Annotated in this window: 31 protein-coding genes and 1 riboswitch; of the genes, 17 read left to right on the forward strand and 14 right to left on the reverse strand. The window is 70.9% G+C overall.

The genetic code is table 11. The annotated features are described in order from the left end of the window. Positions 1–172: 172 nt before the first annotated feature. Positions 173–937: an ATP-binding protein gene (locus J5X75_RS42695; protein WP_208473446.1), complete on the reverse strand. Its 765-nt coding sequence runs from the start codon at positions 935–937 to the stop codon at positions 173–175. A 129-nt stretch (positions 938–1066) separates the two neighbouring features. On the opposite strand from J5X75_RS42695, the gene J5X75_RS42700 reads away from it, so the two are divergent. The 3 genes from J5X75_RS42700 to J5X75_RS42715 all read left to right on the forward strand — a co-directional run bounded on the left by J5X75_RS42700 (position 1067) and on the right by J5X75_RS42715 (position 3595). Continuing rightward, positions 1067–1246, forward strand: a complete 180-nt coding sequence (locus tag J5X75_RS42700; RefSeq protein ID WP_208473447.1) for a hypothetical protein — start codon at positions 1067–1069, stop codon at positions 1244–1246. A 123-nt stretch (positions 1247–1369) separates the two neighbouring features. Then, entirely contained in the window at positions 1370–2965 is a 1596-nt protein-coding gene (locus tag J5X75_RS42710) for a cellulase family glycosylhydrolase (RefSeq protein WP_238490979.1), read from the forward strand. A gap of 102 nt (positions 2966–3067) precedes the next feature. Continuing rightward, positions 3068–3595: a BON domain-containing protein gene (locus J5X75_RS42715; protein ID WP_208473448.1), complete on the forward strand. Its 528-nt coding sequence runs from the start codon at positions 3068–3070 to the stop codon at positions 3593–3595. A 16-nt stretch (positions 3596–3611) separates the two neighbouring features. Here the strand turns inward: J5X75_RS42715 and J5X75_RS42720 are convergent, their stop codons facing one another. Continuing rightward, positions 3612–4154: a GNAT family N-acetyltransferase gene (locus tag J5X75_RS42720; RefSeq protein ID WP_208473449.1), complete on the reverse strand. Its 543-nt coding sequence runs from the start codon at positions 4152–4154 to the stop codon at positions 3612–3614. A gap of 9 nt (positions 4155–4163) precedes the next feature. Then, positions 4164–4279, reverse strand: a riboswitch (SAM riboswitch). 113 nt (positions 4280–4392) lie between these two features. Here J5X75_RS42720 and J5X75_RS42725 point away from each other — a divergent pair. Then, positions 4393–5397: a hypothetical protein gene (locus J5X75_RS42725; RefSeq protein ID WP_208473450.1), complete on the forward strand. Its 1005-nt coding sequence runs from the start codon at positions 4393–4395 to the stop codon at positions 5395–5397. A 7-nt stretch (positions 5398–5404) separates the two neighbouring features. Here J5X75_RS42725 and J5X75_RS42730 read toward each other — a convergent pair whose 3' ends face one another. Next, positions 5405–6223, reverse strand: coding sequence for a helix-turn-helix domain-containing protein (locus J5X75_RS42730; RefSeq protein WP_208473451.1), 819 nt, complete (start codon positions 6221–6223; stop codon positions 5405–5407). A gap of 124 nt (positions 6224–6347) precedes the next feature. Between J5X75_RS42730 and J5X75_RS42735 the strand changes: the two genes are divergently transcribed. The 4 genes from J5X75_RS42735 to J5X75_RS42750 all read left to right on the forward strand — a co-directional run bounded on the left by J5X75_RS42735 (position 6348) and on the right by J5X75_RS42750 (position 10055). Next, entirely contained in the window at positions 6348–7406 is a 1059-nt protein-coding gene (locus J5X75_RS42735) for an NAD(P)/FAD-dependent oxidoreductase (protein WP_208473452.1), read from the forward strand. A gap of 39 nt (positions 7407–7445) precedes the next feature. Further along, positions 7446–8756 (forward strand): helix-turn-helix domain-containing protein, encoded by a 1311-nt coding sequence (locus J5X75_RS42740; protein ID WP_208473453.1) that lies wholly within the window; start codon positions 7446–7448, stop codon positions 8754–8756. A gap of 71 nt (positions 8757–8827) precedes the next feature. Continuing rightward, positions 8828–9337, forward strand: coding sequence for a hypothetical protein (locus J5X75_RS42745; protein ID WP_208473454.1), 510 nt, complete (start codon positions 8828–8830; stop codon positions 9335–9337). A 10-nt stretch (positions 9338–9347) separates the two neighbouring features. Continuing rightward, on the forward strand, positions 9348–10055 hold the full coding sequence (locus J5X75_RS42750) for an ankyrin repeat domain-containing protein (RefSeq protein ID WP_238490980.1): 708 nt from the start codon (positions 9348–9350) through the stop codon (positions 10053–10055). A 131-nt stretch (positions 10056–10186) separates the two neighbouring features. Here J5X75_RS42750 and J5X75_RS42755 read toward each other — a convergent pair whose 3' ends face one another. Continuing rightward, complete coding sequence (locus tag J5X75_RS42755; protein ID WP_208473456.1) at positions 10187–11341, reverse strand: RNA-guided endonuclease InsQ/TnpB family protein; 1155 nt, start codon at positions 11339–11341, stop codon at positions 10187–10189. A 368-nt stretch (positions 11342–11709) separates the two neighbouring features. Here J5X75_RS42755 and J5X75_RS42760 point away from each other — a divergent pair, with 368 nt between their 5' ends. Genes J5X75_RS42760 through J5X75_RS42775 form a run of 4 tightly spaced genes read left to right on the forward strand, consistent with a single transcriptional unit; the run spans position 11710 to position 14979 of the window. Beyond that, on the forward strand, positions 11710–12690 hold the full coding sequence (locus J5X75_RS42760; protein ID WP_208473457.1) for an ABC transporter substrate-binding protein: 981 nt from the start codon (positions 11710–11712) through the stop codon (positions 12688–12690). Further along, a complete protein-coding gene (locus J5X75_RS42765; RefSeq protein ID WP_208473458.1) occupies positions 12687–13466 on the forward strand; it encodes a class I SAM-dependent methyltransferase in 780 nt (259 codons plus the stop codon). The genes J5X75_RS42760 and J5X75_RS42765 overlap by 4 nt, the downstream gene beginning before the upstream one ends. Continuing rightward, complete coding sequence (locus J5X75_RS42770; protein ID WP_208473459.1) at positions 13463–14221, forward strand: ABC transporter permease; 759 nt, start codon at positions 13463–13465, stop codon at positions 14219–14221. Before J5X75_RS42765 ends, J5X75_RS42770 begins: the two co-directional genes overlap by 4 nt. Then, on the forward strand, positions 14218–14979 hold the full coding sequence (locus J5X75_RS42775; protein ID WP_208473460.1) for an ABC transporter ATP-binding protein: 762 nt from the start codon (positions 14218–14220) through the stop codon (positions 14977–14979). Before J5X75_RS42770 ends, J5X75_RS42775 begins: the two co-directional genes overlap by 4 nt. 23 nt (positions 14980–15002) lie before the next feature. On the opposite strand, the gene J5X75_RS42780 is transcribed toward J5X75_RS42775, so the two are convergent. The 3 genes from J5X75_RS42780 to J5X75_RS42790 all read right to left on the reverse strand — a co-directional run bounded on the left by J5X75_RS42780 (position 15003) and on the right by J5X75_RS42790 (position 16500). Beyond that, complete coding sequence (locus J5X75_RS42780) at positions 15003–15560, reverse strand: DM13 domain-containing protein (RefSeq protein ID WP_208473461.1); 558 nt, start codon at positions 15558–15560, stop codon at positions 15003–15005. Between the two features lie 68 nt (positions 15561–15628). Then, positions 15629–16120 (reverse strand): GNAT family N-acetyltransferase, encoded by a 492-nt coding sequence (locus tag J5X75_RS42785; protein WP_208473462.1) that lies wholly within the window; start codon positions 16118–16120, stop codon positions 15629–15631. 41 nt (positions 16121–16161) lie between these two features. Further along, complete coding sequence (locus tag J5X75_RS42790) at positions 16162–16500, reverse strand: YnfA family protein (RefSeq protein ID WP_208473463.1); 339 nt, start codon at positions 16498–16500, stop codon at positions 16162–16164. A gap of 138 nt (positions 16501–16638) precedes the next feature. On the opposite strand from J5X75_RS42790, the gene J5X75_RS42795 reads away from it, so the two are divergent. Next, positions 16639–17037: a hypothetical protein gene (locus J5X75_RS42795; protein ID WP_208473464.1), complete on the forward strand. Its 399-nt coding sequence runs from the start codon at positions 16639–16641 to the stop codon at positions 17035–17037. Positions 17038–17085: 48 nt separating this feature from the next. Then, positions 17086–17439: a VOC family protein gene (locus J5X75_RS42800; protein ID WP_208473465.1), complete on the forward strand. Its 354-nt coding sequence runs from the start codon at positions 17086–17088 to the stop codon at positions 17437–17439. On the opposite strand, the gene J5X75_RS42805 is transcribed toward J5X75_RS42800, so the two are convergent. After that, complete coding sequence (locus J5X75_RS42805) at positions 17433–18185, reverse strand: alpha/beta fold hydrolase (RefSeq protein ID WP_208473466.1); 753 nt, start codon at positions 18183–18185, stop codon at positions 17433–17435. The genes J5X75_RS42800 and J5X75_RS42805 overlap by 7 nt on opposite strands. Positions 18186–18253: 68 nt before the next feature. On the opposite strand from J5X75_RS42805, the gene J5X75_RS42810 reads away from it, so the two are divergent. From J5X75_RS42810 to J5X75_RS42820, 3 genes are all read left to right on the forward strand, one after another. After that, entirely contained in the window at positions 18254–18748 is a 495-nt protein-coding gene (locus J5X75_RS42810; protein ID WP_208473467.1) for a GNAT family N-acetyltransferase, read from the forward strand. Positions 18749–18820: 72 nt separating this feature from the next. Continuing rightward, positions 18821–20395: a TrkH family potassium uptake protein gene (locus tag J5X75_RS42815; protein WP_307798646.1), complete on the forward strand. Its 1575-nt coding sequence runs from the start codon at positions 18821–18823 to the stop codon at positions 20393–20395. Beyond that, complete coding sequence (locus J5X75_RS42820; protein ID WP_208473468.1) at positions 20388–21056, forward strand: potassium channel family protein; 669 nt, start codon at positions 20388–20390, stop codon at positions 21054–21056. Before J5X75_RS42815 ends, J5X75_RS42820 begins: the two co-directional genes overlap by 8 nt. A 52-nt stretch (positions 21057–21108) precedes the next feature. On the opposite strand, the gene J5X75_RS42825 is transcribed toward J5X75_RS42820, so the two are convergent. The 6 genes from J5X75_RS42825 to J5X75_RS42850 form a co-directional block, all read right to left on the reverse strand. Continuing rightward, entirely contained in the window at positions 21109–21636 is a 528-nt protein-coding gene (locus tag J5X75_RS42825) for a GNAT family N-acetyltransferase (protein WP_208473469.1), read from the reverse strand. A 92-nt stretch (positions 21637–21728) separates the two neighbouring features. Continuing rightward, entirely contained in the window at positions 21729–22250 is a 522-nt protein-coding gene (locus tag J5X75_RS42830; RefSeq protein WP_208473470.1) for a hypothetical protein, read from the reverse strand. Then, positions 22247–22384 carry a hypothetical protein gene (locus J5X75_RS42835; protein ID WP_208473471.1) on the reverse strand — a complete coding sequence of 46 codons (138 nt, stop codon included), beginning with the start codon at positions 22382–22384 and terminating at the stop codon, positions 22247–22249. The genes J5X75_RS42830 and J5X75_RS42835 overlap by 4 nt, the downstream gene beginning before the upstream one ends. Positions 22385–22396: 12 nt before the next feature. Beyond that, entirely contained in the window at positions 22397–23026 is a 630-nt protein-coding gene (locus tag J5X75_RS42840) for a hypothetical protein (protein WP_208473472.1), read from the reverse strand. Between the two features lie 66 nt (positions 23027–23092). Further along, positions 23093–23830, reverse strand: coding sequence for a VOC family protein (locus tag J5X75_RS42845; RefSeq protein ID WP_208473473.1), 738 nt, complete (start codon positions 23828–23830; stop codon positions 23093–23095). Positions 23831–23848: 18 nt separating this feature from the next. Continuing rightward, a complete protein-coding gene (locus tag J5X75_RS42850; RefSeq protein ID WP_208473474.1) occupies positions 23849–24070 on the reverse strand; it encodes a hypothetical protein in 222 nt (73 codons plus the stop codon). Positions 24071–24192: the final 122 nt, after the last annotated feature.

Below are 24192 nucleotides of genomic sequence, written 5' to 3' on the forward strand. Positions count from 1 at the left end.
CGGCCCTCAACATCGCCTCGCGCGGCGTCGAGGGCTGGGCGGCAGTCAATCCGCCATACGTGGCCTGACCTCGCAGCCAGCGGGGAAGAGATCCGCAAGCCCGCCCATTCATGGGCGGGTAGTTGACGTAATTGTCCTGATGCAACGAGTCACGTTACCGCGATCCGCATGATCAAACGTCGATCCCTCGACCGGGTGGCAGGTCGACCGTCAGGCCCCGGCGGGACAGGGTCGCCCAGACGACCTTCCCGCCCTGGGCCGGCAGGATGCCCCATCGGTCCGCCATGGCGCTCACCAGCAGCAGACCGCGCGAGTCGGCCGGATCATCGGAGGGCGCCGGTGGCAGCACCGGCACGGCGTCGCTGCCGTCGCGGACGGCCACGATCAGGTAGCGACGGCCGAGCGTCAACCGGAAGTCGATCATCGTCTGGGCGTGCACGACCGCATTGGTGACCAGTTCGCCCGCCACGACACACGCCGGGCCGACCAGGTGCGGCAGCTCCCAGCGCAGGCATCCTTCGGTGACCAGGGCGCGGGCGTGCCGGGCCGCGCCGGAGGCGGGCAGCAGGGTGTCCCTGATGGTGGGCTTGTGCCGCCGCATCGGCGCGTCCAGCGCCTCCGGCACCGACGGGTACACGGGCAGACGCTTGTATCCGCTGGTCAGCGATCGCGCCAGCGCCGGGTCCGGTACGGCCAGCAGGAGGGGAATGCCCGGCCACAGCGAGGCCTGACGGGCGGCGGCGAGGAACACCGACACCGAGGCGGGCTCGGTGACCACCGTCGCGGTGAGATCCACGACGACCGCGTCGGGCTGCTCCACCAGGCATTTGAGCAGCGCGAGCCGGACGGTGGGAGCCGATGCCATCGACAGTTCGCCCCGGACGCGCACCAGGAGGCGCGTCCCGGCCGGCTCGATATCGCACTGGACCGCGGGCACCCCATCATTGTTGCTCGCGATGATGCCGGTGTGCTCGTTCCGGCGCCGCGGGAGAGCATCGCCGGTTTACCGTCGGCGCGGCGTGGAACGCATCGACGATGACCGTCAGACTCCACGGCCATCCACCGGATGCGGATGGACCCGGGCGCGGGGCCGACCGTCACGATCCACGCCTACTCACCGCCGCTGACCCGCACCGGGCAGTACGGCGAGGCGCACGACGGGCTGCCGCACCGCACCTCCACCGACTCACGGCAGCAGCTCATCCCGCATGGCCGGCAGCACCCACCACCGGCGGCCGCCGGCTGAGACGCCGGTCGGTACATACCCCGGAGGGATCGTCAGGCATAGTATGCGTAATCCTCTCGCCCGACGGAGCTTCGACCCACCCCCAATGGGAGCGCTCCCGAATCCCCCGAAGGAATCATCCCCATGTCTCGAACACGAAAAGTGCTGTCCGCGGCCGCGATGGCCGTGGTCGCCGTCGGCGGTTCGGTCGCGGTGGCGCTGCAAGCGAGCGCCGCCGCCGGCTGCAAGGTCGACTACACGGTGACCAGCCAGTGGCAGGGCGGCTTCGGCGCCGACGTGAAGATCACCAACCTGGGTGACCCGATCACGCAATGGACCCTCGGGTTCTCCTTCGGCGCGGGCCAGACCGTCACGCAGCTGTGGAACGGGTCCTTCACCCAGTCCGGAGCCGCGGTGACGGTGCGCAACGCCTCCTACAACGGGTCCGTCGCCACCAACGCCGCCACGTCGTTCGGCTTCAACGGCGCGTTCACCGGCACCAATCCGGTGCCCGGCGCCTTCACCCTGAACGGCACGGCCTGCACCGGAGGCGTGACCACCCCGAGCAGCTCGCCGGCCACGTCGCCGTCCACATCCCCGTCCGCGTCGGTGTCTGCCTCCCCGTCCACCTCGCCGTCCACCGGGCCGGTCACCGGCAACGCCGCGCAGCTCGTCGCGGACATGGGCAAGGGCTGGAACCTCGGCAACCAGCTGGAGGCCAACAGCAACGGGATCCCCAGCGAGACCGCCTGGGGCAACCCGGTCGTGACGGCCGCCCTCATCGACCGGGTGAAGGCGGCCGGGTTCAAGACGATCCGCATCCCGGTGTCCTACCTGGGCAAGATCGGGGCCGCACCGAACTACACCGTCGACTCCGCCTGGCTGAACCGGATCCAGGAGGTCGTCAACCTGGCTCACGACCGTGGACTGTACGTGTTGATCAACATGCACGGTGACGGCTACAAGAGCATCAACGGCGCCTGGCTCATCTGCGACGCGTCCTCCCAGACGACGATCAAGGAGAAGTACCAGAAGGTCTGGCAGCAGGTGGCGACCCGGTTCCAGAGCTACAGCGGCCGCCTGATCTTCGAGTCCATGAACGAGAACTTCGACGGGCAGTACGGCAACCCGACCCAGCCGTGCTACTCCAACATCAACGCCTACAACCAGATCTTCGTGGACACCGTCCGCAAGACCGGCGGCAACAACACGTCACGCTGGCTGCTCGTACCGGGCTGGAACACCAACATCGACTACACCGCCGGCAACTACGGCTTCACACTGCCCACCGACCAGTACCGGTCGGCCGCCATCCCCAGCGCCGAACAGCGAATCATGATCTCCGTGCACTACTACGACCCGTGGGACTTCACCGGAACGGAGAGCGGCGCCATCACCCAGTGGGGCCCGGCGGCCACCGATCCGGCGAAGAAGTCGACATGGGGCCAGCAGGACTTCATGGACGCACAGCTGAAGAAGATGTACGACACCTTCGTGGTCAAGGGCTACCCGGTGTTCGTCGGCGAGTACGGCTCGATCGACAAGACGGCGTACGACTCGACGAACAACAGGTACCGGGCGGACTACGCGCGCACCCTGGTCGCCACCGCCAAGAAGTACGGCGCGGCGACCGCGTACTGGGACAACGGCTACAACGGCCAGTACGGGTTCGCACTGTTCGACCGCAACTCCGCGACGGTGACCCAGCAGGCGATCATCGACGCCATCATGGGCGCCTGAGGCCGTGAGCAGATCCTGATCCGCGACGGGGTGCCGGCGTACCGGTCCGGGCGCCGGCACCCCGTCCGCGGATCAGCCAGAGGAAGATCCCAGGAGTCCGCCGTGTGGCCCCTACCGCCCGAGGACGGGCCCGCCTTCCACCGGAAGGCCCGCCCGGCCACCCGCCCCGACGTGGAACTGACCTGCCGGGTGATCCGGCGAATCCTCGACGATCCCCGGCTCGCCCGCGAACGCGTCACCGTCGAGGCGCAGAACGGTGTCGTCACCCTGCTCGGCACGGTCACCCGCCGGCAGGCCCGGGTGACCGCGGCCGACCTGGCCCGCGCCACACCGGGCGTCACCGACATCTGCAACCGGCTCCGGCTGGTCCCCGGCGCCGACAGCCTGGCGCCGGCCGAGCGGCCCGACCCGTTCGACGAACTCGTCACCGACTGGGACGCCACCGTCGAGCATCGGCCGATGAGGGTACGGCTGCTGGTCGCGGCCGCTGCCGCGACGGCGGTCGCCACCGCCATGGTGCCGGTGCTGCTTCTGCCCCGCTACGGCGACGCCACCCTGGCCGCGATGCTGCCCGGCATGCTGGTCACCATGACGCTGATCCGGGCAGCCCGCCGCGGCGGCCCCGGATGATCCGCCGCGGCGGGCCTCAGTCCGCGGACAGGCGCGCCAGGCTCGCGGCGTCCGGCCAGGCCATCCGCAGCTTCTCGGGCGTGCCGTTGAGCCGGGACGGGTCACCGCCGGGCGGCGAGACCGTGCCGGTTTCCACGCACCGGGCGCCGGCGGCGCGGTAGAACCGCTGTGCCGCGGTGTTCTGCCGCAGCACCCACAGGTACATCGCGTCGCCGGCCGCGGCGGCCACGCGGGACAGCAGGCCGGTGCCGATGCCGTTGCGGTGCTGGTCGTGGACGACGTGCAGGTTGTCGACGAGACTGCCCCAGACCGGGTCGTCGCCGATGACCAGGTGCACGAAACCGACCAGCCGGCCGTCGCGTTCGGCGACCAGGGTTCGCGTCCCGGCCGGTGCGGCCAGCCGGCCCGCCCAGACGTCGCGACGGTCGGCGGCGACGTCGCCGTCCAGGAAGGCATCGGAGTAGGCGCCCCGGTAGTGGCGGCGCCAGCTGTCGGCGTGCAGATCGGCGATGCGGGTGGCGTCGGCGGCCACGGCCGTACGGAAATCCACTGTGCTCATGAGGGCCCCTTTCGCGGCTTGCCCGAAGTGGATGAACTCAGGCCTGGTCATCACCCGGGGCACCCCGCCCGCGAACGGAGGGTTGCCGGCCAGCGAGCCGGGGCTTGGCGCTGGCGCTCATGACCTGGGCGGAACCTATCACGCCCCGGCCCGTGCGGCAGCCCGGCCGTCACCCGGAGAGCCGCCGTCGCGTTGAAGTGCCGAAGGACGCCACCACGGGCCCGGCCGGAGGAGACAGTTGCGCGCGACACGACCGTCGGATTCCCCGCGGATCCTGGTGGAACGGGTGGTCGCCGGCGGGATCGTCGTGGGCCTGGGCGTCTACCTCTACGCCGTGGGGCTGCAAAGAGCCGACCGGCTCGGCAGTGCGATAAGCGCGGTGGTGGCGGTCGCCGCCCTGCTACGGCCCTACCTTCTCAACCGCAAGGAGCCGCCGGTGTCCACCGAGGAGCAACAGGGCGGCCCACAGCAGCCGGCCCGCCACGGCCACACGGCCGGGCGGGACGTCACGGTGGAGCGGGGCACGGTGGTCGCGATCGTGGCCGTCATGGCGATCATCGCGGCCACGGTGGCCGCGGCCGTCTACTTCCTGGCGCCGAAGACGGAGACGCCCGCCGCCCGCGCCGATCCGGTGCAGCGCAGACCCGGCCCGTCGGCCGCGACCTCGGAGCCCAGCTCACCGTCACCGTCCGTTTCACCGTCGCCGTCACCATCACCGCCGACCGTTCCGGTGAAACAGACGTCCACCGTGAACCGGCCGCTGCACGCCCCGCTGCCACTGCTCACCACCCGCGCGACGACCACACGGGTCGCGGCCCCTCCCCCGCCCACTCCGCACACCCCGGAGGTCGCCGCACCGACCGGCCGCACCTACGCGATCAACGGCGACCGGCTGGTGGATTTCGATCAGCAGCCGCCGGTCGTCACACCGGCGGACTCACCGGAATCCCGTCCCGGCACGGCCGACGTGCGCGTCGGGCCCGACAACCTCTACCCCCTCAACGGCGCCGAGAACTGGTTCCGGGAGCCGGGCACGTGCGCGGACACCCGAGCCGCCCACGGCTCGAAAAACGAACTGCTGCTGAAGCCGAGGCTGGCCGGACGGCCCGGCGACACGGTGACCGTCTGCCTGCGCACGACCGCCGGCGCCTACCACCTCCTGCGGATCTCCACCGACCAGGCCGACGGCGGCGGAAACCCCTACCACATCACGGTCGAAGGCGACGACGGCAGCCCGTCGTGACCGGCGATCAGCCGGCGACCAGCCGCAGCGGTGCGATCCCGCGCAGCGCCTCGGCGGTAGCCTCGTCGGCCGGCAACTGGACCACCAGCCGCAGATCGTCGTCGCCCGGCAACCTCATCGTCTCGTACGCGAGCCGCAGCGACCCCGCCTCGGGATGCTCCAGGCGCAGCACACCGTGCGCCCGCGGCAGGCCCGGCACCCGCCGCAACCGTTGCGTGAGCTCGTCACCCGCCGACGCCGCCAGCTCGGCGGTGAAATCCGGGCGGGGCGGGCCGTCCTTCAGCGCCGCCACCTGCTCGTCGGCCACCTGAGCCCAGTCCGGGTACGTCGTTCGGGCGCGCGGGTCGGTGAAGACGTAACGGTTCACGTTCGGCGGATCGCCGGCCAGCAGGCCGATCGGCCCGGCCAGGCGACGAAACCCCGACGTGTACGCCAGCACGTCGCCGACCTGGTTCACCAGCATCGCCGCGCCCGGCTCCAGCTGGTCGAGCAGGCCGCGCAGCCCCGGTCGTACCGTATGGTCCCGGTCTTCGATCAGCCCACCGCACAGCCGGGCCGTCCGGGTGAGCCGGTGCAGGTGGGCGCGCTCCGCGGCGGTCAGCCGCAACGGGCCGGCCAGCGCGGCCAGCACCTGCGGCGACGGGCGCCGATCGCGGCCCTGCTCGAGCCGGATCAGATACTCCACGCTGATGCCGGCGAGCATCGCCACCTCGGAACGGCGCAGGCCGGGCGTGCGCCGGCGGGTCCCGGGAGGCAGACCGACCTCCGCCGGAGTCACCTCCGCACGCCGGGCACGCAGGAACAGGCCCAGCTCGTTGTCGCCCACCCGCCGACAGTAACAACGCCCGGCCCGCCGAAGGTGGCCCCGCGAATACCACCCTGAGCGCGGTCTCCCTGCCGCCCGCCGGACACACGACAGTCGAGACGACCCGACGAAAGGTGAGTCCGACATGGCTTCGACAGTGGTAGTGGTGGGCGGCGGCTACGGCGGCATCGCGGCGGCCCGCGCCCTCGACGACATCGCGGAGGTGACGCTGGTGGATCCGAAGGAGACCTTCGTCCACGTCGTCGCTCAACTGCGGGCGGCCACCGACCCGGCCTGGGCCGAGAAGATCTTCATCCGGTACGACAGACTGCTCACCCGCGGCAGGGTGGTCCGCGACACCGCGGCCGAGGTCCGGCCCGGCCGGGTCGTCCTCGCCTCCGGCACCCGTCTGGACGCCGACTACGTGGTGCTGGCGACCGGGTCGGCCGGTGGTTTCCCGCACCGGCTCGACACCGGCCGGCAACGGCTGCGGCAGACGCACGAGGCTCTCCAGGCGGCGTCCGGGGTAGTGCTGCTCGGCGCCGGCGCGACCGGCCTGGAGTTCGCCGGCGAGATCGCGGCGGCCTGGCCGGGAAAGCCGGTGACCGTCGTCGACCCGGCACCCGAGCTGCTCGGCGGCCGGTTCACCGCCGACCTGCGTGCCGAGGTGGCCCGGCAACTGGACGGCCTCGGCGTACGGGTGCGGCTCGGCGCCAAACTCGACACCCTGCCGGACACCCCGGCCGGCACGGTGCGGCCGTTCATCGCGACCACCGCCGACGGCGAGACGATCGACGCCGACCTGTGGTTCGCCTGCTACGGCACGACGGTGCCGAGCGACCACCTCGGCGCCGCCCTGTCCGCGGTCCGGCGCCCGGACGGCCGGCTGCCGGTCACCGGGCATCTGCGGGTCGCCGGCCACGACCGGGTCTTCGCCGTGGGCGACGCGAACGACACACCCGAGCTGAAGACGGCCCGCGCCGCCGGACACCAGGGCGAAGTGGCCGCCGCGAACATCCGCGCCCTGATCGAGGGCGGACCGCTCACCACGTACGAGCCGTTCCCGGACGGCGTCATCCTCACCCTCGGCCCGTCCGGCGGCGCCGGCTGGGTTCCGGAACTCGGCTTCCTCGACGCCACCGCCACCACCCGGTTCAAAGGCACCTTCCGCCTGGCCGACTTCCACGAGCTGCTCGGCGCGTGACCCGCTCCGGGCGGCCGGCCCCGCCGATACCGTCATCGTGTGCCGAACGACGCCCTGACACAGGAGCGCACCGCCTGGCTTCTCGCCAGCCACCGCCGGTGTGCCGGCTTCACCGTCACCCGATTCGCCGACCACACGGGCGCCAGTCGCGGCCGGGTGCACGCCTGGGAGAAGGGCGACCGCAAGCCCACGATCGCTGTCGTCCGCCGCTACGAGAGCATCTGCGGCCGAGACCTGCTGCCCGCGCTCGACGTGGCCCACCGGGCGGCCACCGGGGCGATCGGCGGGCCGGTCATCCGGCGCCCCACGGTGACCGCAGCGGAGCGTCGCGAGCGGACGTTCGCCCTGGTGGAGCAGGCCGACGGCGGCCCGATGAGCGGAGCCGACTGGGACGACCTGACCTGCCTGGTCTCGACGGACCCGCACCCTTGCCTGCGTGAACGTGACGTCCGCATGCTCACCGGCCGGCTCACGGCCGAACTGTGCGCGGCGGAGGGCGACGGCTGGGCCCGCCGGCAGGAGGCGCTGGCCCGGCTGATCGGCCATCCGGCGCTCGGGCCGATCGCGATCGATCTGTGTGACCAGCTGGCCCGCGACCGCGAGTTCACGCCCGGCGGCGACGTGCTTCTCGGCCTGGACGGCTCCCGGCATCCCGACGCGGCCGCTGTCGTGTCCCGGCACCTCCGCGATCCGGTCAGCCCGGAGGTCGAGGCCGGCGCCCGGCTCGTCGCGGAGCAGAAGAGGCGGCTGGGCCACCTCCCCGGACGGACACCGTCCCCGCGGCGCCCCGGCCGGCCGCCCGGCCCGGAGCGGATCGCCTTCGCCGAAGCGCTCGCCCACGCCGCCGCCTGCGACGTCGGCCTGCCGGCCGGCGCCGCCACCGGACTGGTGATCGCGATGTTGTACGACCCCGACGCGACCGCCCGCTACGTGGCCATCCGGCTGCTCGCCGCGAGCCCGCTGCGCGCGCCGCTGGCCCACCGGATCGATCAGAGGCTGGCGGCACGGGAACCGGTGGACGGGGTACGGCTGCTGAGCGCGCTCGCCTCGCTCAGCGACGACCGCCGGACGGCCGAACGTCTCGCCTGTGCCCTCGACGTGCCGGCGCCGATACGCGACGCGGCCGTCCGCAGCCTGGGCCACATGCCGGGCGATTCACCGCCCGCCCTCTGGCGGCATCTCATGGCGCCGCGCACCGGAGAGTCCGCCCTCGTCTACGCCCTGGGCATGCGACGCCGGCGCGCCCTGCTCCAGGAGGTCGTCGACGACCCGGCACGGTCACCGGCAACACGCGCGGCAGCGCGGTGGTGGTTGCGCTACCTACCGGACGGCGGGCCGCTCGACAAGTGACTGTCGCGCGCCGTGAATCCGCTCAGGACAGTCACACCCATCCACCTCACGTCGTCCCTAACCTGCTGCGAATGACGACTTCCACCCCCGGCCGGTTCCGGCTCTTCGTTCGGCGGCATCAACTGTTCAGTGGCCTGGTCGGAGCGGGCGTCTCAGCGGTCGTCGCTCTCGGAGTCGCGTACGGTCCCGCCGCGGCGGCCAGGTTGAGCATGAGAGCCGAGATCGACGTGCCGGCGAGCATCGATCGATGCGCCAGACTCGACGGCAGGGCTTCGGTACCCGACGGTAAGAGCCTCTGGTTGATCGCCGAGACGCCCCATGGCATGTACGCGCCGATGCAACCGATCAATGTCGACAGCGACGGCCGATGGACCACGACCCGAACCACCATCGGCGACGACACCGAGGCCGGCAAGGAGTTCGTCTTCCACCTGATCGCCCTCCCCGAGCAGTGGGCCGGTTATCTCGCCGAGATCGACAAACGTGATCCGCTGCCGACCGTCGCCCTCTTGCCGCCCGGCGCCGACGTGCTCGACAGCGCCCGCACGACGCGGGGCGGCAGCCAGGACAGATGTCCGTAGTATGGGCGGCATGGCCGTGCTCGACCCCGGGGATCCACTCGCGGTCGCGGTCGTCGCGGCGATCCGGACCGGGGACGTCGCACGGCTGCGGGAGCTGCTGGCCGGACGGCCGGATCTGGCCACCGCCCGCATCGGCGACCGGACCCTGCTGCACGTCGTCACCGACTGGCCCGGAAACTACCCGGACGGCCCGGCCACGGTGGCGGCGCTCGTCGCGGCGGGTGCCGACGTCGGCGCCCGGTTCACCGGCTCGCACGCCGAGACGCCGCTGCACTGGGCGGCCAGCTGCGACGACGTCCCCGTCCTCGACGCCCTGCTGGACGCCGGCGCGGACATCGACGCGCCGGGCGCGGTGATCGCCGGCGGCACGCCGCTGGACGACGCGACCGCGTTCGGGCAGTGGCGGGCCGCCCGCCGGCTGGTCGAGCGGGGCGCGCACGTGACGCTGTGGCACGCCGCGACGCTCGGCCGGCTCGACCTGCTGCACGCGGCCTTCGACGGGCCCGGTCGGCCGGGCCCGGCCGAGGTGGACGACCTGTTCTGGGGCGCCTGCCACGGTGGACAGCTGGAGGCCGCCCGGTTCCTGCTCGACCGGGGCGCCGACCTCGACCGGATCCCCCGCTGGGAGAACCTGACCCCGCTGGACGCCGCCATCCGCGGCGGTGACGCCGAGGTCGTCGCCTGGTTACACGAACGTGGCGCGGCACGGGCTTCCTGACACTCGAATCAATGTCCTAAGGGCACCGATCTTGCCCATCGAGGCGTATCGTTTCCGATGCATTTGCCGCCGGTGCGGGGGATCATGGCGTTAACGACATCCCCACGGATGGATCCAGGGGATTTCCCAGCTCAGACCGCATCTGATCCGCCTCGGAGGGAGGCGATCCGATGTCTTATGTCGTCGACACTGGCACGGTCGCGTTCGGCCGTGGCGAGGATCGTCCTCGCGGCGTTGAGATCACGGTCTGCGGTGTAGCCGCAGGCCGTGCACTCGAAGATGCGGACACCGAGTCCGAGGCGGAGATTGGCTCTCTCGCCGCACCCGGAGCAGGCCATCGTGGTGTAGGCGGGCGGCACCAGCACCACCTTCCGGCCCGCCCGTTTGCCACGGTCGATCAGTTCTCGTTTGCAGACGCCGATCGCGGCGTCGGCCGCCTTGCGCGCCATGCTGGTCTTGGTCAAAAACGTCGGTTTGAAGTCCTCGACCGCGATCAGGTGGTGATGGTCGACGAGCTTCTTGGCCCAGACCCGGGCGTCGTGGGTGTTCTGCCGGGCGGCCTTCTTGACGATCCTGGCGGCCTGCCGCTTCGCCGTCTGGTAGCCCTTCGACGCCGGTCGGCCTTTCGGTCGGCGGCGGCGGGCCATCGCGCGCTGCGCCTTGGCCAACTCGGCGGCACAGCGTTTGCGGTGACCCAGGTGCGGCAGGTCAAAAGCCGGGTTCGTGGTGGTGGCGGTGGTGGTCACACCCCAGTCGATACCGATGCCGGGCAGGTCTGGGTCCGCGACGGCGGCCGGGTCACGCAGGACGACGAAGGACGCGTACCAGTGGCCGAGGTTGTCCTGGTAGACCCGCACGGAGCTGGGGTCCGAGGGAAGTTCGCGGGACCAGACGACCGGTATGGTCACGCCCTTGGCAAGCCGCAGCCGGCCATCCTTGATCGTGAAACCGTTGGTGGTGTACTCCAGCGACGGCAGGCTGTTCTTTCTACGCTTGACCTTCGGACGGCCACGGCTCTTCACGGAGAACGAGGCGTCCAGGGACATCATGTAGGTACGCAGCGTCTGCTGCTGAGCCACCTGCGAGCCGTCGCGCAGCCAGCAGAATCGGGCGCGGGCCTCGGTCAACAGCTTCGACAACCTGCCGAACGTCGGCTTGCGACCGGATTTCTGCTGGTGAACCGCTTCGTTCCACAGCCAGCGGCAACGGGACCACTCGGCGAGCAGTGCGGCCAGCGCCTGACGGCCGGGCCGCAGGCGATAGGTGTAACGCACCGTCTCCACCACACCGACCACTGTACAGGAGACAACTTGCCTCCCGCTGGCCCCGCGAGATTCGATCCGACGGCAACTCCGCATACTGCTGCACCCACCACCTCGTCTGATACCCCAAGTGACGCCGCAACGTCACCAAAGGGCGAGGTCGACACCCGACTCACATCCCGGACGCCGACCCTGCGCGCCAACAGCCACGTCGCCACCACCGCCGGCGGCACAACCCGACAAGAATCGCGAAGAGGCATGCCGAGAGGCAGCGCAACGTCTGACCAGACGCCCATCCACCCTGACGGCGGATCGGTTATCCCTGACCTGCTCCGCAGGGAACCCGATTCCTCTCCACGGCTGAAGCCGGGGGTTTCCACGGAAGGTTTTCGATGAGGAAAATACGTGCCATTCTTCTGTCGACCGTCCTGTTGATCACGGGCTGCGGGGATTCCGGGGAGTCCCCCGAAGCCGGCGCCGACAAGGTGACCTACCTGACCGCGTTCGGCGCGGTCGGCCGGGACGCCTTCGCCTGGGTCGCGCAGGAGAAGGGCTACTTCCGCGACGCCGGCCTGGACGTCACCATCCAGCTCGGCGCCGCCACCGGCGAGAACATCAAGGTGCTCAGCGCCGGGCAGGCACAGTTCGCGAACCTGGACATGACCGGCGCCTGGATCCTGGCGGGCAAGGGACAGGCCCCGGACATCCGGGCGTTCGCCGCGGTGCATCAGCAGACCCTCGTCTCGATCATCGCGCTGGAGGGATCCGGCATCACCACGCCGAAGGACCTGGAGGGCCACACGCTGGGCGCGGCGACCGGCTCGGTCAACCAACTGCTCTTCCCGGCGTACGCGAAGCTGGCCGGCATCGACGCCAACAAGGTGAAGTGGATCAACGCCCCACCGGCTCAACTGCCGTCACTGCTGGCCAGTGGCCGGGTCGACGCGCTCAGCACCTTCCTGATCGGCGCCCGGGGCATCGAGAAGGCGGCGGGCGGCAAGAAGACGGTCGTCCTTCCGTACAGTGAGTTCCTGCCCGGTCTTTTCGGAAACGGCCTGATGGCGTCGAGCAAGGTCACCACGGCCGATCCGGACATGGTCCGCCGGTTCCGGGACGCGGCGCTGAAAGGCCTGCGGTACACCCTGGAGCATCCCGACGAGGCCGCGCAGATCTTGAAGAAGGCGCAGCCGACCGCCGACGTCACGGCCGCCGTCGGTGAGATCACGCTGATGGCGCCCGCGGTCGAACCGTCCGGGGTCATCGACAAGACCAAGGTCGCCGACGCGTTGGCCACACTGGAGACCAACGGCCTGATTCCGCCCGGCCTGACCCCGGAGTCGGTGGTGGACTTCTCGCTGGCGCCGACGGCATGAGGGCCGCCTACTCCTTCGACAACGACGACCCGGCCGCCCAGCTGCGGCACGATCTGCTCGCCGAGATCCTCGACCCGTTCACGTTCGACCGGCTCGGCGCGCTTGGCGATCTGACCGGCCGCCGCTGCCTCGAGGCCGGTGCCGGCGGCGGCAGCGTGGCGCGCCGGCTGGCGGAGCGGGGCGCGCACGTGCTGGCCACCGATCTCAACCCGCGGCACCTTCCCGGCGATCAGGGGTACGAGGTCCGCCGCCACGACCTCACCACCGATCCGATCCCGGAGCCACCGTGGGATCTGATCCACGCGCGCCTGGTCCTGGCCCACCTTCACGATCAAGACCAGATTCTGGTACGCCTTGCCGACGCGCTCGCACCGGGCGGGATCCTGCTCGTCGAGGACTGGCTGTCGGCGTACCCCGATGTGGTGTTGGCCGCCCCCGACGCGGCCGCCGCCGAACTGGTCGAGCGGTACCACCGCATTCTGGTGAATCAACTGTTGCCGGCCAACGGCGCCGATCCCGCCTGGGCCGGCCGCGCACACGCCGCGCTGCTGGCGGCCGGCTTCGACGAGGTGACCACCGAGATCCGCGCCGCGTCGTGGGCCGGCGGCACCGCGGGCGCCCGGCTGATCGCGGTGAACGTGGCGCAGGTCGGCGCCGGACTGCGCGCGGCCGGCATGACCGAGGCCGAACTGGAGCGCCTGCGCCGGCTGGCCGACGACCCGGCCCTGGTGGTGCGCGGCCACTTCACCTATTCCACGATGGGCCGCCGCCGGTGACCCGGATCCGGTCGGCGGGTCTGCCGGTGCTCGGCGCGGTGACCGCCCTCGCCGTTTGGTGGTCGGCGACCGCGGTGTTCGGGATCCGGTCGTTCTTCCTGCCGGCGCCGCCGGACATCGTCGAGGCGTTCCGGCGGCAGCCCGCGTACCTGTTGCGGGAGACCGGCTCCACGGTCGCGGTGACGGTGACCGGATTCGGCATCGCCGTGGTCGCCGGACTGCTGCTGGCGATGACCCTGACCGCCTGGCGTGCCCTGGAACGCGCCACCCTGCCGGTGCTGGTCGCGCTGAACTCGGTGCCGAAGGTGGCGGTCGCGCCACTGCTGGTGGTGTGGCTGGGCTTCGGCGCGCAGCCGAAGATCGTACTGGTGGTGCTGATCTGCTTCTTCCCGGTCGTGGTCGCCACGATGGCCGGGCTCACCTCCACCCCGGCGGAGCTGAGCGAGCTGAGCCGGTCGCTGTCGGCGAGCGTCTGGCAGGCGTACGTCAAGATCCGGTTGCCGTGGGCGTTGCCGCAGATGTTCGTCGGGCTGAAGGTCGGCATCTCCCTCGCCGTGATCGGCGCCGTGGTCGCCGAGATCAACAACCCGACCGGCGGGCTCGGCGCGGTGATCGTGCTGTCCGGGACGTCGTTCGACACACCGCTCGCGTTCGCCGCCATCACCCTGCTGGCAGTCCTCAGCACCGCACTGTTCTACCTGGTGGTGGCGCTGGAACGACTGCTAGTGCCGTGGGCGCGGGCGATCTCCGGATGATCGCGCTGACCCGGGTGTCGCGGACGTTCCCGGCCCGGTCCGAGACCGTCGCCGCGCTGCACGAGATCGACCTGACGGTGGCCGAGGGCGAGTTCGTCGCGGTGATCGGCCGGTCCGGCTGCGGCAAATCCACCCTGCTGCGGCTGATCGCCGGGCTGCTCGAACCCACGTCGGGCACGATCACCGTCGACGGCGGCCCGGTGCACGGGCCACGCCGGGACGTGGCGCTGATGCAGCAGCAGCCGGCGTTGCTGCCCTGGCGTACCGCCCTGGGCAACGTGCTGCTACCGGTCGAGATGGCACGGCTGCCACGAGCCGCGGGCGCCGGCCGGGCTCGCGAACTGCTGGACGCGGTCGGGCTGGCCGGATTTCATCACCGGCATCCGTACGAGTTGTCGGGCGGCATGCAGCAGCGGGTGGCCCTGTGCCGGGCGCTGATCCAGCAGCCCCGGGTGCTGCTGATGGACGAGCCGTTCTCGGCGCTGGACGCCCTCACCCGCGAGGACATGGCCGCCCAGTTGCAGGCGCTGCACCTGGCCCGGCCGGCGACCACGGTCTTCGTCACCCATTCGATCCAGGAGGCGGTGCTGCTCGCCGACCGCGTCGTGGTCCTGTCACCACGGCCCGGAAGGGTGCGTGAGGTGCTCGCCGTCGACATCCCGCGGCCGCGGTCACTGGGCCGCAGCGCGGCGCTGCCGGCGGTGGCCGAGTGTGTCGCCCACCTGCACGACGTACTGGCCAAGGCCGGCGACGCCTAGAGCTCCCACCGGTCGAACCTGGATCACCCGGTCCGGACGGCGGCGAGTTCGGCGGCTCCGAACGAGACCGAGAACCGTTTGCACCAGATGGTGACGCTGCGGAACGCCTCCGGGTCGATCCCGGCGGCGAGCCGGTACACCTGGTCGCCGTGGTTGCCCTTGAGTCTGCCGAGTTCCGCGTACTCGCCGTCGTCGAACACCCGCCAGCCGGCCGTTCCGGTGCGCACCCGCTGATCGGACAGCCACACCCGCAGATCGGGGCCGTCGCTGGTGTCCAGCCCGGCGATCTCCAGCTGGTGGCTGCCGTCCGGGTTGCGCACCATCCGCACCGTACCGCTGGTGTCGTGTTCGTGGGTGATGAAGTCACCCTGGGCGATCACGACCGGCGCGGCCACGGAGGCGGCGGAGGCGGAGGCGGCGGGCGAGCCGGACGGCTGCGGCACCGTCGACAGCGTGTCGGTGACGACGGTGTCGGTGAACAGCCGCCAGGGCTGGAACCAGTAGAGGCCGCCCGCCGCGCCGAGGCCGAGCACCACGACAGCGATCCAGGTGAGGGGTCTGCTGAGAAGTCGGCGAGTCACCATTCGAGTCAACCGCCCGATCCCGGACGACCGCCAGCCCCGGCCGCCTTACGAAGTACTTACGTGGTTCAGCCGACGATCGGGCTGCGGCGTTCGAGGAGGATGACGTCACGCCAGACACCGTGATGCCTGCCGACGCGTTCGCGGGTGCCGACGGTCCGGAAGCCGCACGCGGCGTGCAGGGCGAGGCTGGGCGTGTTCTCGGGGAAGATCCCGGATTGGATGGTCCAGATCCCGGCCGCCTCGGTGCTGGTGATGAGCGTGTCGAGCAGGGCCCGGCCGATGCCCTGGCCGCCGTGATCCGGATGCACGTAGACGGAGTGCTCGACGACGCCGGCGTAGACACAGCGCTCGGAGACCGGGCTGCACGCGACCCAGCCGGCCACGCCACCGTCGGCGCCCAGCGCGACGAAACGCTGATCGGGCAGCCGGGAGGCGACGAACCGCTCCCAGGCGGGCGGCTCGGTCTCGAAGGTGGCGTTACCGGTGGCGATGCCGAGCCGGTAGATCTCCAGCACCTGGGCGGCGTGCTCGCCGGTCATCGTGGTGATCGTGGTCATGGTCTGACATTCTCCCGCGCCGGATCGAGGAACCGTGGTGGTCAGTGGCCGGCGCGCGGCGCGTACATGATCACCGCTACGCCGGCCAGGCAGATGGCCGCACCGATGACGTCCCACCGGTCGGGCCGGAATTTGTCGACCACCATGGCCCAGGCCAGCGACCCGGCCACGAAGACGCCGCCGTAGGCGGCCAGGATCCGGCCGAAGTGGGCGTCCGGTTGCAGGGTCGCGACGAACCCGTAGGCGCCGAGCGCGGCGACCCCGGCGGCGATCCACCACCACCCGCGGTTCTCCCGCCAGCCCTGCCAGATGAGCCAGGCGCCGCCGATCTCGGCGAGCGCGGCCAGCACGAACAACAGCAGAGACCGAACGATCGTCACACCGGGAACCTATCCTGTTGGAGATCATCATCGGGTCGCGCCCACTGTCCGGAAAATAGCTTCATCCTGGGGAAAGACGGCTCTATGCTGCTCGATCGCAGCCCCCCCGACCGCTTCCCGATGCCGAGGAGTCCTCCGATGCCGCACGTGACGCTCTACGCGCTCGAAGAGGACCTCACCGGGCGTGAACCCGGCCTCATCCGCGAACTGACCGACGCCGTCGTGTCCGTGTACGGCGAGTGGGCGCGCGCCTCGGTGGACGTCCGGCTGATCGGCATTCCGGCCGGCCGCTGGTCGCGCGGCGGCGTGGCGGTCGCCGCAGCCGCGCCCTCGGTCACGTTCGGCATGCGCGAGGAGGTCTTCGCCCGACCGGACGCGCCCCAGGTCGTCGCCCGGCTGGTGTCCGCGTTCACCGACGCCGTCACCGCCGTGTTCGGCCCCGCCTGCCGCGACGAGGTCCTCGTCGAACTGGTCGGCCAGCCCACGTCCCGCTCCGGCCTCGGCGGCACGGTCATCAGCGACACCCCCGCTCGTTGACCGATCACGCCGTACCGGTTCCAGCCTGGTCTGCCATCATCGTTCGGCATGGCGAATGTCTGGTCCGGAGTGACGATCGACTGTCTCGATCCGGAGCGCGTGGCGCGATTCTGGAGTGTCCTGCTGGGCCGTGAGCACGGACCGTCCGAGCAGGGGTGGGTCTATCTCGGCGAGCGGGGTGACCCGCAGCCGCGGCTGGTGTTCCAGCCGGTCTCCGAGCCGGCCACCGGCAAGGTGCGGATCCACCTCGACGTCGCCGTCGACGACATCGAGGAGGCCATGGCGACGGTCGTCGCTCTCGGTGGACGCTCCACCGGTGAACGGCACGACTACGACGAAGGCGTGGTGGTCGTCATGGCCGACCCGGAGGATCACGAGTTCTGCCTGGTCCGGTACTACTGATCGGTGACGTGATCCGCCAGCAGCGTCAGGCAGTGTCGCGGGCTCTCCACGTGGGCGTTGTGGCCCAGCCCGGCCAGGGTGACGACCGGTACGCCCCACTGCCGCAACTGGTCATCGGTGTTCATCGGGTCGTGTTCGCCGCGGGCCAGTGTGACCGCCGCGGGCGTGCCGGCCACCAGTGCCGTCATGTCCGGCTCCCCCACCCCGAAGGCGCGGGGGTCGAGGGCGAGCCGCCAGCGGCCGCCGGTTTCGTGGATTCCCGCGCGTACCGCCGGGTCGTCCGGGGTGAGCAGCCCGGCCAGCCCGGACACCCGCAGGTGCCGGGCGGCGGCCTCGTCCGCCGAGTCGAACCAGGCGACCGGCTTCTGCGCCATGGCCCGGGCGCGTTCCAGCTCCGGGCCGGTCCAGGCGACCTTGATGCCGAGCCCGATCACCGCGGCGACCGGCAGGCGGGCGGCCAGGGCGAGGGCGACCACCCCGCCGAGCGAGTGGCCCAGTACGACGGTGGGGCCGCCGCCGGTCACGAGCGGGCTCACCGCCTCGGCCAGGGCGCCGAACGTGTACTCCGGCAGCTCCGGCGACCCGCCGTGCCCGGGCAGGTCCGGCGCGATCCACCGGCCGGGCCAGTGTTTCGTCAGTTCGGGCCACCAGCCGGACCACACGTCACCGGTGGCGCCCAGCCCGTGCAGCAACAGCAGCAGCGGCTCGCCCTCGCCGCCGGCACGTACCCGCAGATCAGCTTCCATCACCGGATGATGCCATCCGGCGTCGGAATCGAGTTGTCCGCTCCTCGCTCGTGAGGCAGCCTGCATGCATGATCGAGACGCGGGTGCTGACTCCGGACGACTGGGAGATCTGGCGGGAGTTGCGGCTCGCCGCACTGACCGAGGCGGGTCACGCGTTCGGCGCCCGGCTGGCGGACTGGTCGGGTGAGGGCGACCGGGAGGACCGGTGGCGGGCCCGGCTGGCGATTCCGGGTTCGATCAACCTGGTGGCGGTCGTCGACGGGCAGCCGGTGGGGATGGCGAGCGGCGTGCCGGGCGAGGAGGAGCGGATCGCCCAGCTGATCTCGATGTACGTCGCTCCGGCGGGACGCGGCCGCGGAGCCGGAGATCTCCTGGTCGCCGCCGTGGAACGGTGGGCCCGCGAGAAGGGAGCCGGGGTGCTGCGGCTGGCCGTGGCGGAGGGCAACGAGAACGCGTGGGCCCTGTACGAACGCAACGGGTTCCGGGACACGGGCGAGATCAGCGGTCTGATGCCCGACGGGATCCGCCGCGAGCACGTGCTGGCGAAGCGCCTGGTGGGCTGACGGAACCTCGACATTCGGACCCCGTTGGCCGAGTCGGCAACACCACCCCGCCCGATTCGGGATCATGATCGGGTGGACTCGACGTTGAGCCAACTGCTGCTGGGGCTGGCGACGGTCGCCGGGTTCTTCGCCGTGGTGGCCATCGGCGTGGCCGTGCTGCTCTGGGCGCCGCTGGCCGGTCCGGCCACCGAACGGGCGCCGCGGTGGGCGCGGCGCCGCGCCGACACCGATCTCCGGGCCTGGCTGTGGCGGCGTGTCGCCGCGACGGCGCGAAGACTTCATCGGGTACGGCTACCCGTACCGGTCGTCCGGGTGCTGGGGGAGGTGGTGCGGCATCCGTCCCGGCTGGTGGTGGCCGGCTTCGCGGTGGCCGTCATGGTCGGCTGGGGGCTGCTGATGCTCCCGCCGGCGACCGAGTCGGGCCGCGGCGCCGGAGCTGTCACGGCGCTGTTCACCGCCACGTCCGCGGTGTGTGTGACCGGGTTGGTCATCGAGGACACCGGCAGCTACTGGTCCGGGTTCGGCGAGGCCGTCATCCTGGGGCTGATCCAGATCGGCGGCTTCGGCATCATGACGGTGGCGTCACTGCTGGGCCTGCTGGTGGCCGGCCGGCTACGGATGCGCCTCCAGTTGGGCACCCAGGCCGAGACCAAGGCCATGGGTGTCGGCGACGTCCGGCAGGTGATCCTCGGTGTCCTGCGGATCAGCCTGCTGGTGGAGGCCGCGGTGGCGGCGACGCTCACCTGGCGGTTCGCCGAAGGCTACGGCCAGAGCTGGAGCCACGCCGCCTATCTGGGGCTGTTCCACGCCGTGTCGGCGTTCAACAACGCCGGCTTCGGCCTGTACCCGGACAGCCTGATGCGGTTCGTCGGCGACCCGCTCGTCTGCCTGCCGATCTGCGCGGCCGTCATCATCGGCGGGCTCGGGTTCCCGGTGCTGTTCGAGCTGCGCCGCAAACTGCGCACCCCACGGAAGTGCTCGCTGCACACCAAGGTCACCCTGGCGATGACCGGTGTACTGCTCGCCGGCGGCTGGCTGGTGATCACCTGGGCCGAATGGGCGAACACCGCCACGCTGGGCCGCCTGGGAGTCGCCGGAAGACTGCTGGCCGGGTTCACCACCGCGGTGATGCCCCGGACCGCCGGGTTCAACAGCATCGACGTGGCGCAGATGCACGACGTCACCCTGCTCTCCACCGACATGCTGATGTTCATCGGCGGCGGCAGCGCCGGCACCGCGGGCGGCATCAAGGTCACCACGTTCGCCCTGCTCGGCTTCGTGATCCTCGCCGAGATCCGCGGCGAGCCGAGCGTGCACGCCCTGGGCCGCAGCCTGCCCGCCGGCATCCAACGGCAGGCGCTGACCATCGCCCTGCTCAGCGTCGGCCTGGTGATGGCCGCCACGCTGACGCTGCTGGCCCTGACCCCGTTCGACCTCAACCAGGTCCTCCTCGAGGTGACCTCCGCGTTCGCCACCGTCGGACTGAGCACCGGCATCACCGCCCACGTCGGCACGGCCGGGCACCTGATCCTCATCGCGCTGATGTTCATCGGACGGCTCGGCCCGATCACCGCCGCCGCGGCACTGGCTCTGCGGCACCGCAACCGCCGTTACGAACGACCCGAGGAGCGGATCATCGTTGGCTAGGAAACCGGCAACCCACGAGCGCATCGCCGTACTGGGGCTGGGCCGTTTCGGTGGCTCCCTGGCCCTGGAACTGACCTTCCAGGGCTGGGAGGTCATCGGCATCGACGCCGACCCGCGCCCGGTGCAGGCACACGCCGACGCCCTCGCCCACACCGCGGTCGCCGACACCACCGACGAGGAGGCCCTGCGCCAGCTGGGCGTACACGAACTGACCAATGTCGTCGTCGGCATCGGCACCGACATCCAGGCCAGCATCATGACCGCCTCGCTGCTGACCGACCTGGGCGTGCCGCACATCCTGGCCAAGGCGCTGAGCCCCCAGCACGCCACCATCCTGCGCCGCGTCGGCGCCCATCACGTGGTGCTGCCCGAACAGGAGATGGGCGAACGCATGGCCCACCTGGTGACCGGCCAGATCCTGAACTTCATCCAGTTCGACGAGGACTACGTGCTCGCCAAGACCGTCGCGCCGGAGGCCGTCATCGGACGGACGCTGGCCGACATGGAACTCCGCAACATCTACGGCGTGACCGTGATGTCGATCAAACGGCCGGGCGAGCGATTCACCCACACGACCGCCGCCACCACCGTCTACGGCGGGGACATGCTCATCGTCGCGGGCGACCCCCGCAGCGTCCAGACCTTCTGCACCCTGCCGTGACGGACCGCCGAACTGCACGGCCCGATCCATCGCACCCCCTGGATCGCCGACGTCAGCTGGGCACCATCTCGAAGAGTTCGTGAACGGCGTCGTAGTACTTCGCCGTACGCCCCGCAGCGGTCATGCCGAGCCGCCGGCAGACGGCCTGGGAGGCATGGTTGTCCGGATCGGTCACGGCGACGACCCTCGCCAGCCCACGGCCGAACGCATCGCGGAGGACGGCCTCCGCCGCCTCGGTGGCATAGCCCTGTCCCCAGACCTCCGGGTGCAGATGCCAGCCGATCTCGACCTCGTCCGGCCCGCCGCTGGACTCCCCCGCCGACAACGGGATCGGCTTGAGCAGAAGGTTCCCGACCGGCACACCGCCCGCCGCAGTGATCAACCAGATGCCGTGTACGGGGTGGTCGACGGCACGCCGGCGCCTGATCGACGCGAGCGCGTCCCGCCTCGTCCGCATGATCGCCGAATGCGGGCCGAGGAAGCGCACGACCTCCCAGCGCGACTCCAGATCCAGGAGGAAGTCCGCGTCGTCGTCGTGCCAGGGACGCAGCAGGAGCCGGCCGCTCGTGATCGTGCGCATGCCACCGAATCTAATCAGCGCGGCTGCTCGGGACGGCGACACACGTACCGGAAAGGAGCCGGCGGCGAACGCGAACCTCGACCACACGCTCTCTAGCCGAGGTCGTGTATCTCCAGCCCGCGCATGATCCGGGTTCGCACGGACCCGAACCCGTAGCGATCCACATCGGAGGACAGGTCCGCCACCTCGCGGAGCACGGGTTCGACGTCGATGCCCCGCGAGCGGGCCCGATGACACAGCCACCAGATCCTCATCAGCTGGTCGCGCGGGTCGTCACCCTGGTCCATCGCGGAAACGTGCATCAACCCGCGACGGAACTCCGCCACCGACTCCCACTCGGCCGGCAGATGGGCCGCCCAGCGGAACGACGGGAAATCCCGGAAGACGGCCCGGACCTCTTCGCGGATCGACGGACCACCTTTCTCGTACGCGTCGAGCAGCGCCTCCAGCGCGGCGGCGGCCTCCGCCGCCACCCCGGCCTCCTCCACCGGCGCCGGCGCCCGGCGAAGGTTCGCCTGCCAATCCGGGTCCCGCACGTCGACCGGGCGCTGCGCGATCTCCCGCAGCAATTCATCGAGTACGGCGACGTCCGCACGGATCGAGGCGAGGTTCATGCCGACCCCTCGCGGGACCGGCCGGTGGCGGCCGCCCACTCCTCCGCCATGGTCACGACGAGGTCGGCCACCGGGTCGTCGACGTCGGTGTAGACCTCGAGATCATCGACGGCGCCGGCCAGAGCATTCTCCACACGACGAGCATCTCAGCGATCCGGCCATGCGCCGATCGCCGCTACGGCATGCCGGCCACTGCCGCACCACCACACAGCGGCATCGTCGTGGCTCCGGGCGTGGACACCGAGCCGGTGCACGGGACAGACCGGCCATACCGACCAGAGCGAGTGCATCACCGCGTCCTGCGCGTCTTCGGCCACCGCCACCAGCGCGGACACCGGGTCGGCGCCGGATGCGGGAACGATGCCTCCCCCCGTGCCCGCATGGCCGTCCCACGTCTCGGCGTGGGCGTTGCCGTTGTGGCCGGGCCAGTGGTCTTCGTCGACACGAAGCCGGCACCGGTCGGGCAGCCCGGTCGCGGCCACGTCCTGGTTCACCAGGCGCATGGCGTCTTCGAGACGGGTCAGCCACTCCGGCTCTTCGGTGAAGCCCGGCCGGAACCCGGCTTCCTCGAGCAGGGTGAGGGCGAGTTCGGCCATCCGGGACCGGCTCACGCCCGCGCCGTCGAGGCTCAGCGAGGCCAGCTCGCCGGCATCCGGGTCCGCCGGTTTCAGCTCCAGCACGGACGCGGCCAGATCGAACGCGTCCGTGCGGTTGATCTCGCCTGCTCGTGCTGCGCGGTACACGGTCCGGTACAGCCGATCGAGAGCCTCATCCACGCGTCAATGTTGCTGGACACACGATGGTGGCGCGAGTCGATATGAGGGTGTCCATCTTGACGCGGATCAACCCGGGGCGAGCAGGCAGAACTCGTTGCCTTCCGGGTCGGCGAGAACCGTCCACGGGATGTCGTTCCCGCCGAGGTCGACAGTGGTGGCGCCGAGTGCCCGCAATCGGTCAGCCTCCGCCGCCGGATCGTCACCCGGATACGGACGGACATCGAGGTGGACGCGGTTCCACCCGGTCTTGACGTCAGGTGTGCGCAGGAACTGCAGATACGGCCCGACGCCCGCCGCCGAGCGCAGGACCGCGTTGTGGTCGCTCACCCGCAGCACGGTCCAGTCCATGGCCGCACCCCAGAATCCGGCCATCGCTCGCGGATCCGCGCAGTCGACCACGACGGTGGAGATCGGCCCGGTGTCCGAGATCGGATCATGCCAGTCCAGGACGCAGAACTCGTTGCCCTCCGGGTCGGCCATGACCACCCACGGCACATCGCCCTGCCCGATGTCGACGGGTGCGGCGCCGAGGCCGGTCAGGCGGGCGACCAGCTCCGCCTGATGCTGCTTCGAGGTGGTGGCGAGATCGAGGTGCACCCGGTTCTTCGCCGTCTTGGGTTCCGGGGACGCGACCAGGTCGAGGCAGACCGCGACCGGATCGGGGTAGACGAAACCCTCGGGCTCGAGATTGGTCACGCCGGGTCCCTCGCTGGAGACGGCCCAACCGAGCGCCTCCGCCCAGAAGGCGCCGAGCTTGGCATCGTCGTACGCCTTCATGTTCACCTGTACGAGCCGCGTTGCCACGCCGCCGATACTAACGGCTCAGTTCTTGGTCTCGATCTCCGCACGCATGTCGGGGAAGTCGCCCTTCACATCCACCGCGGTCTCGTAGAAGTGCAGGAACATGCCGACGCTACCCTCGTCGGCCCACCCGCAGATGGCCACGTCCTCCTGGCCGATGACGCTGTTGCCGCACTGCGCCACGCCGCCGAGCGAACCGGTACTGGCAGCGGAGACCTGGGTGAGCTGATTCTCGCCAGTCAACTACCCGCCCATGAATGGGCGGGCTTGCGGATCTCTTCCCCGCTGGCTGCGAGGTCAGGCCACGTATGGCGGATTGACTGCCGCCCAGCCCTCGACGCCGCGCGAGGCGATGTTGAGGGCCG

The sequence above is a fragment of the Actinoplanes flavus genome, assembly GCF_017592555.1.
In the GTDB taxonomy this organism is placed as follows: domain Bacteria; phylum Actinomycetota; class Actinomycetes; order Mycobacteriales; family Micromonosporaceae; genus Actinoplanes; species Actinoplanes flavus.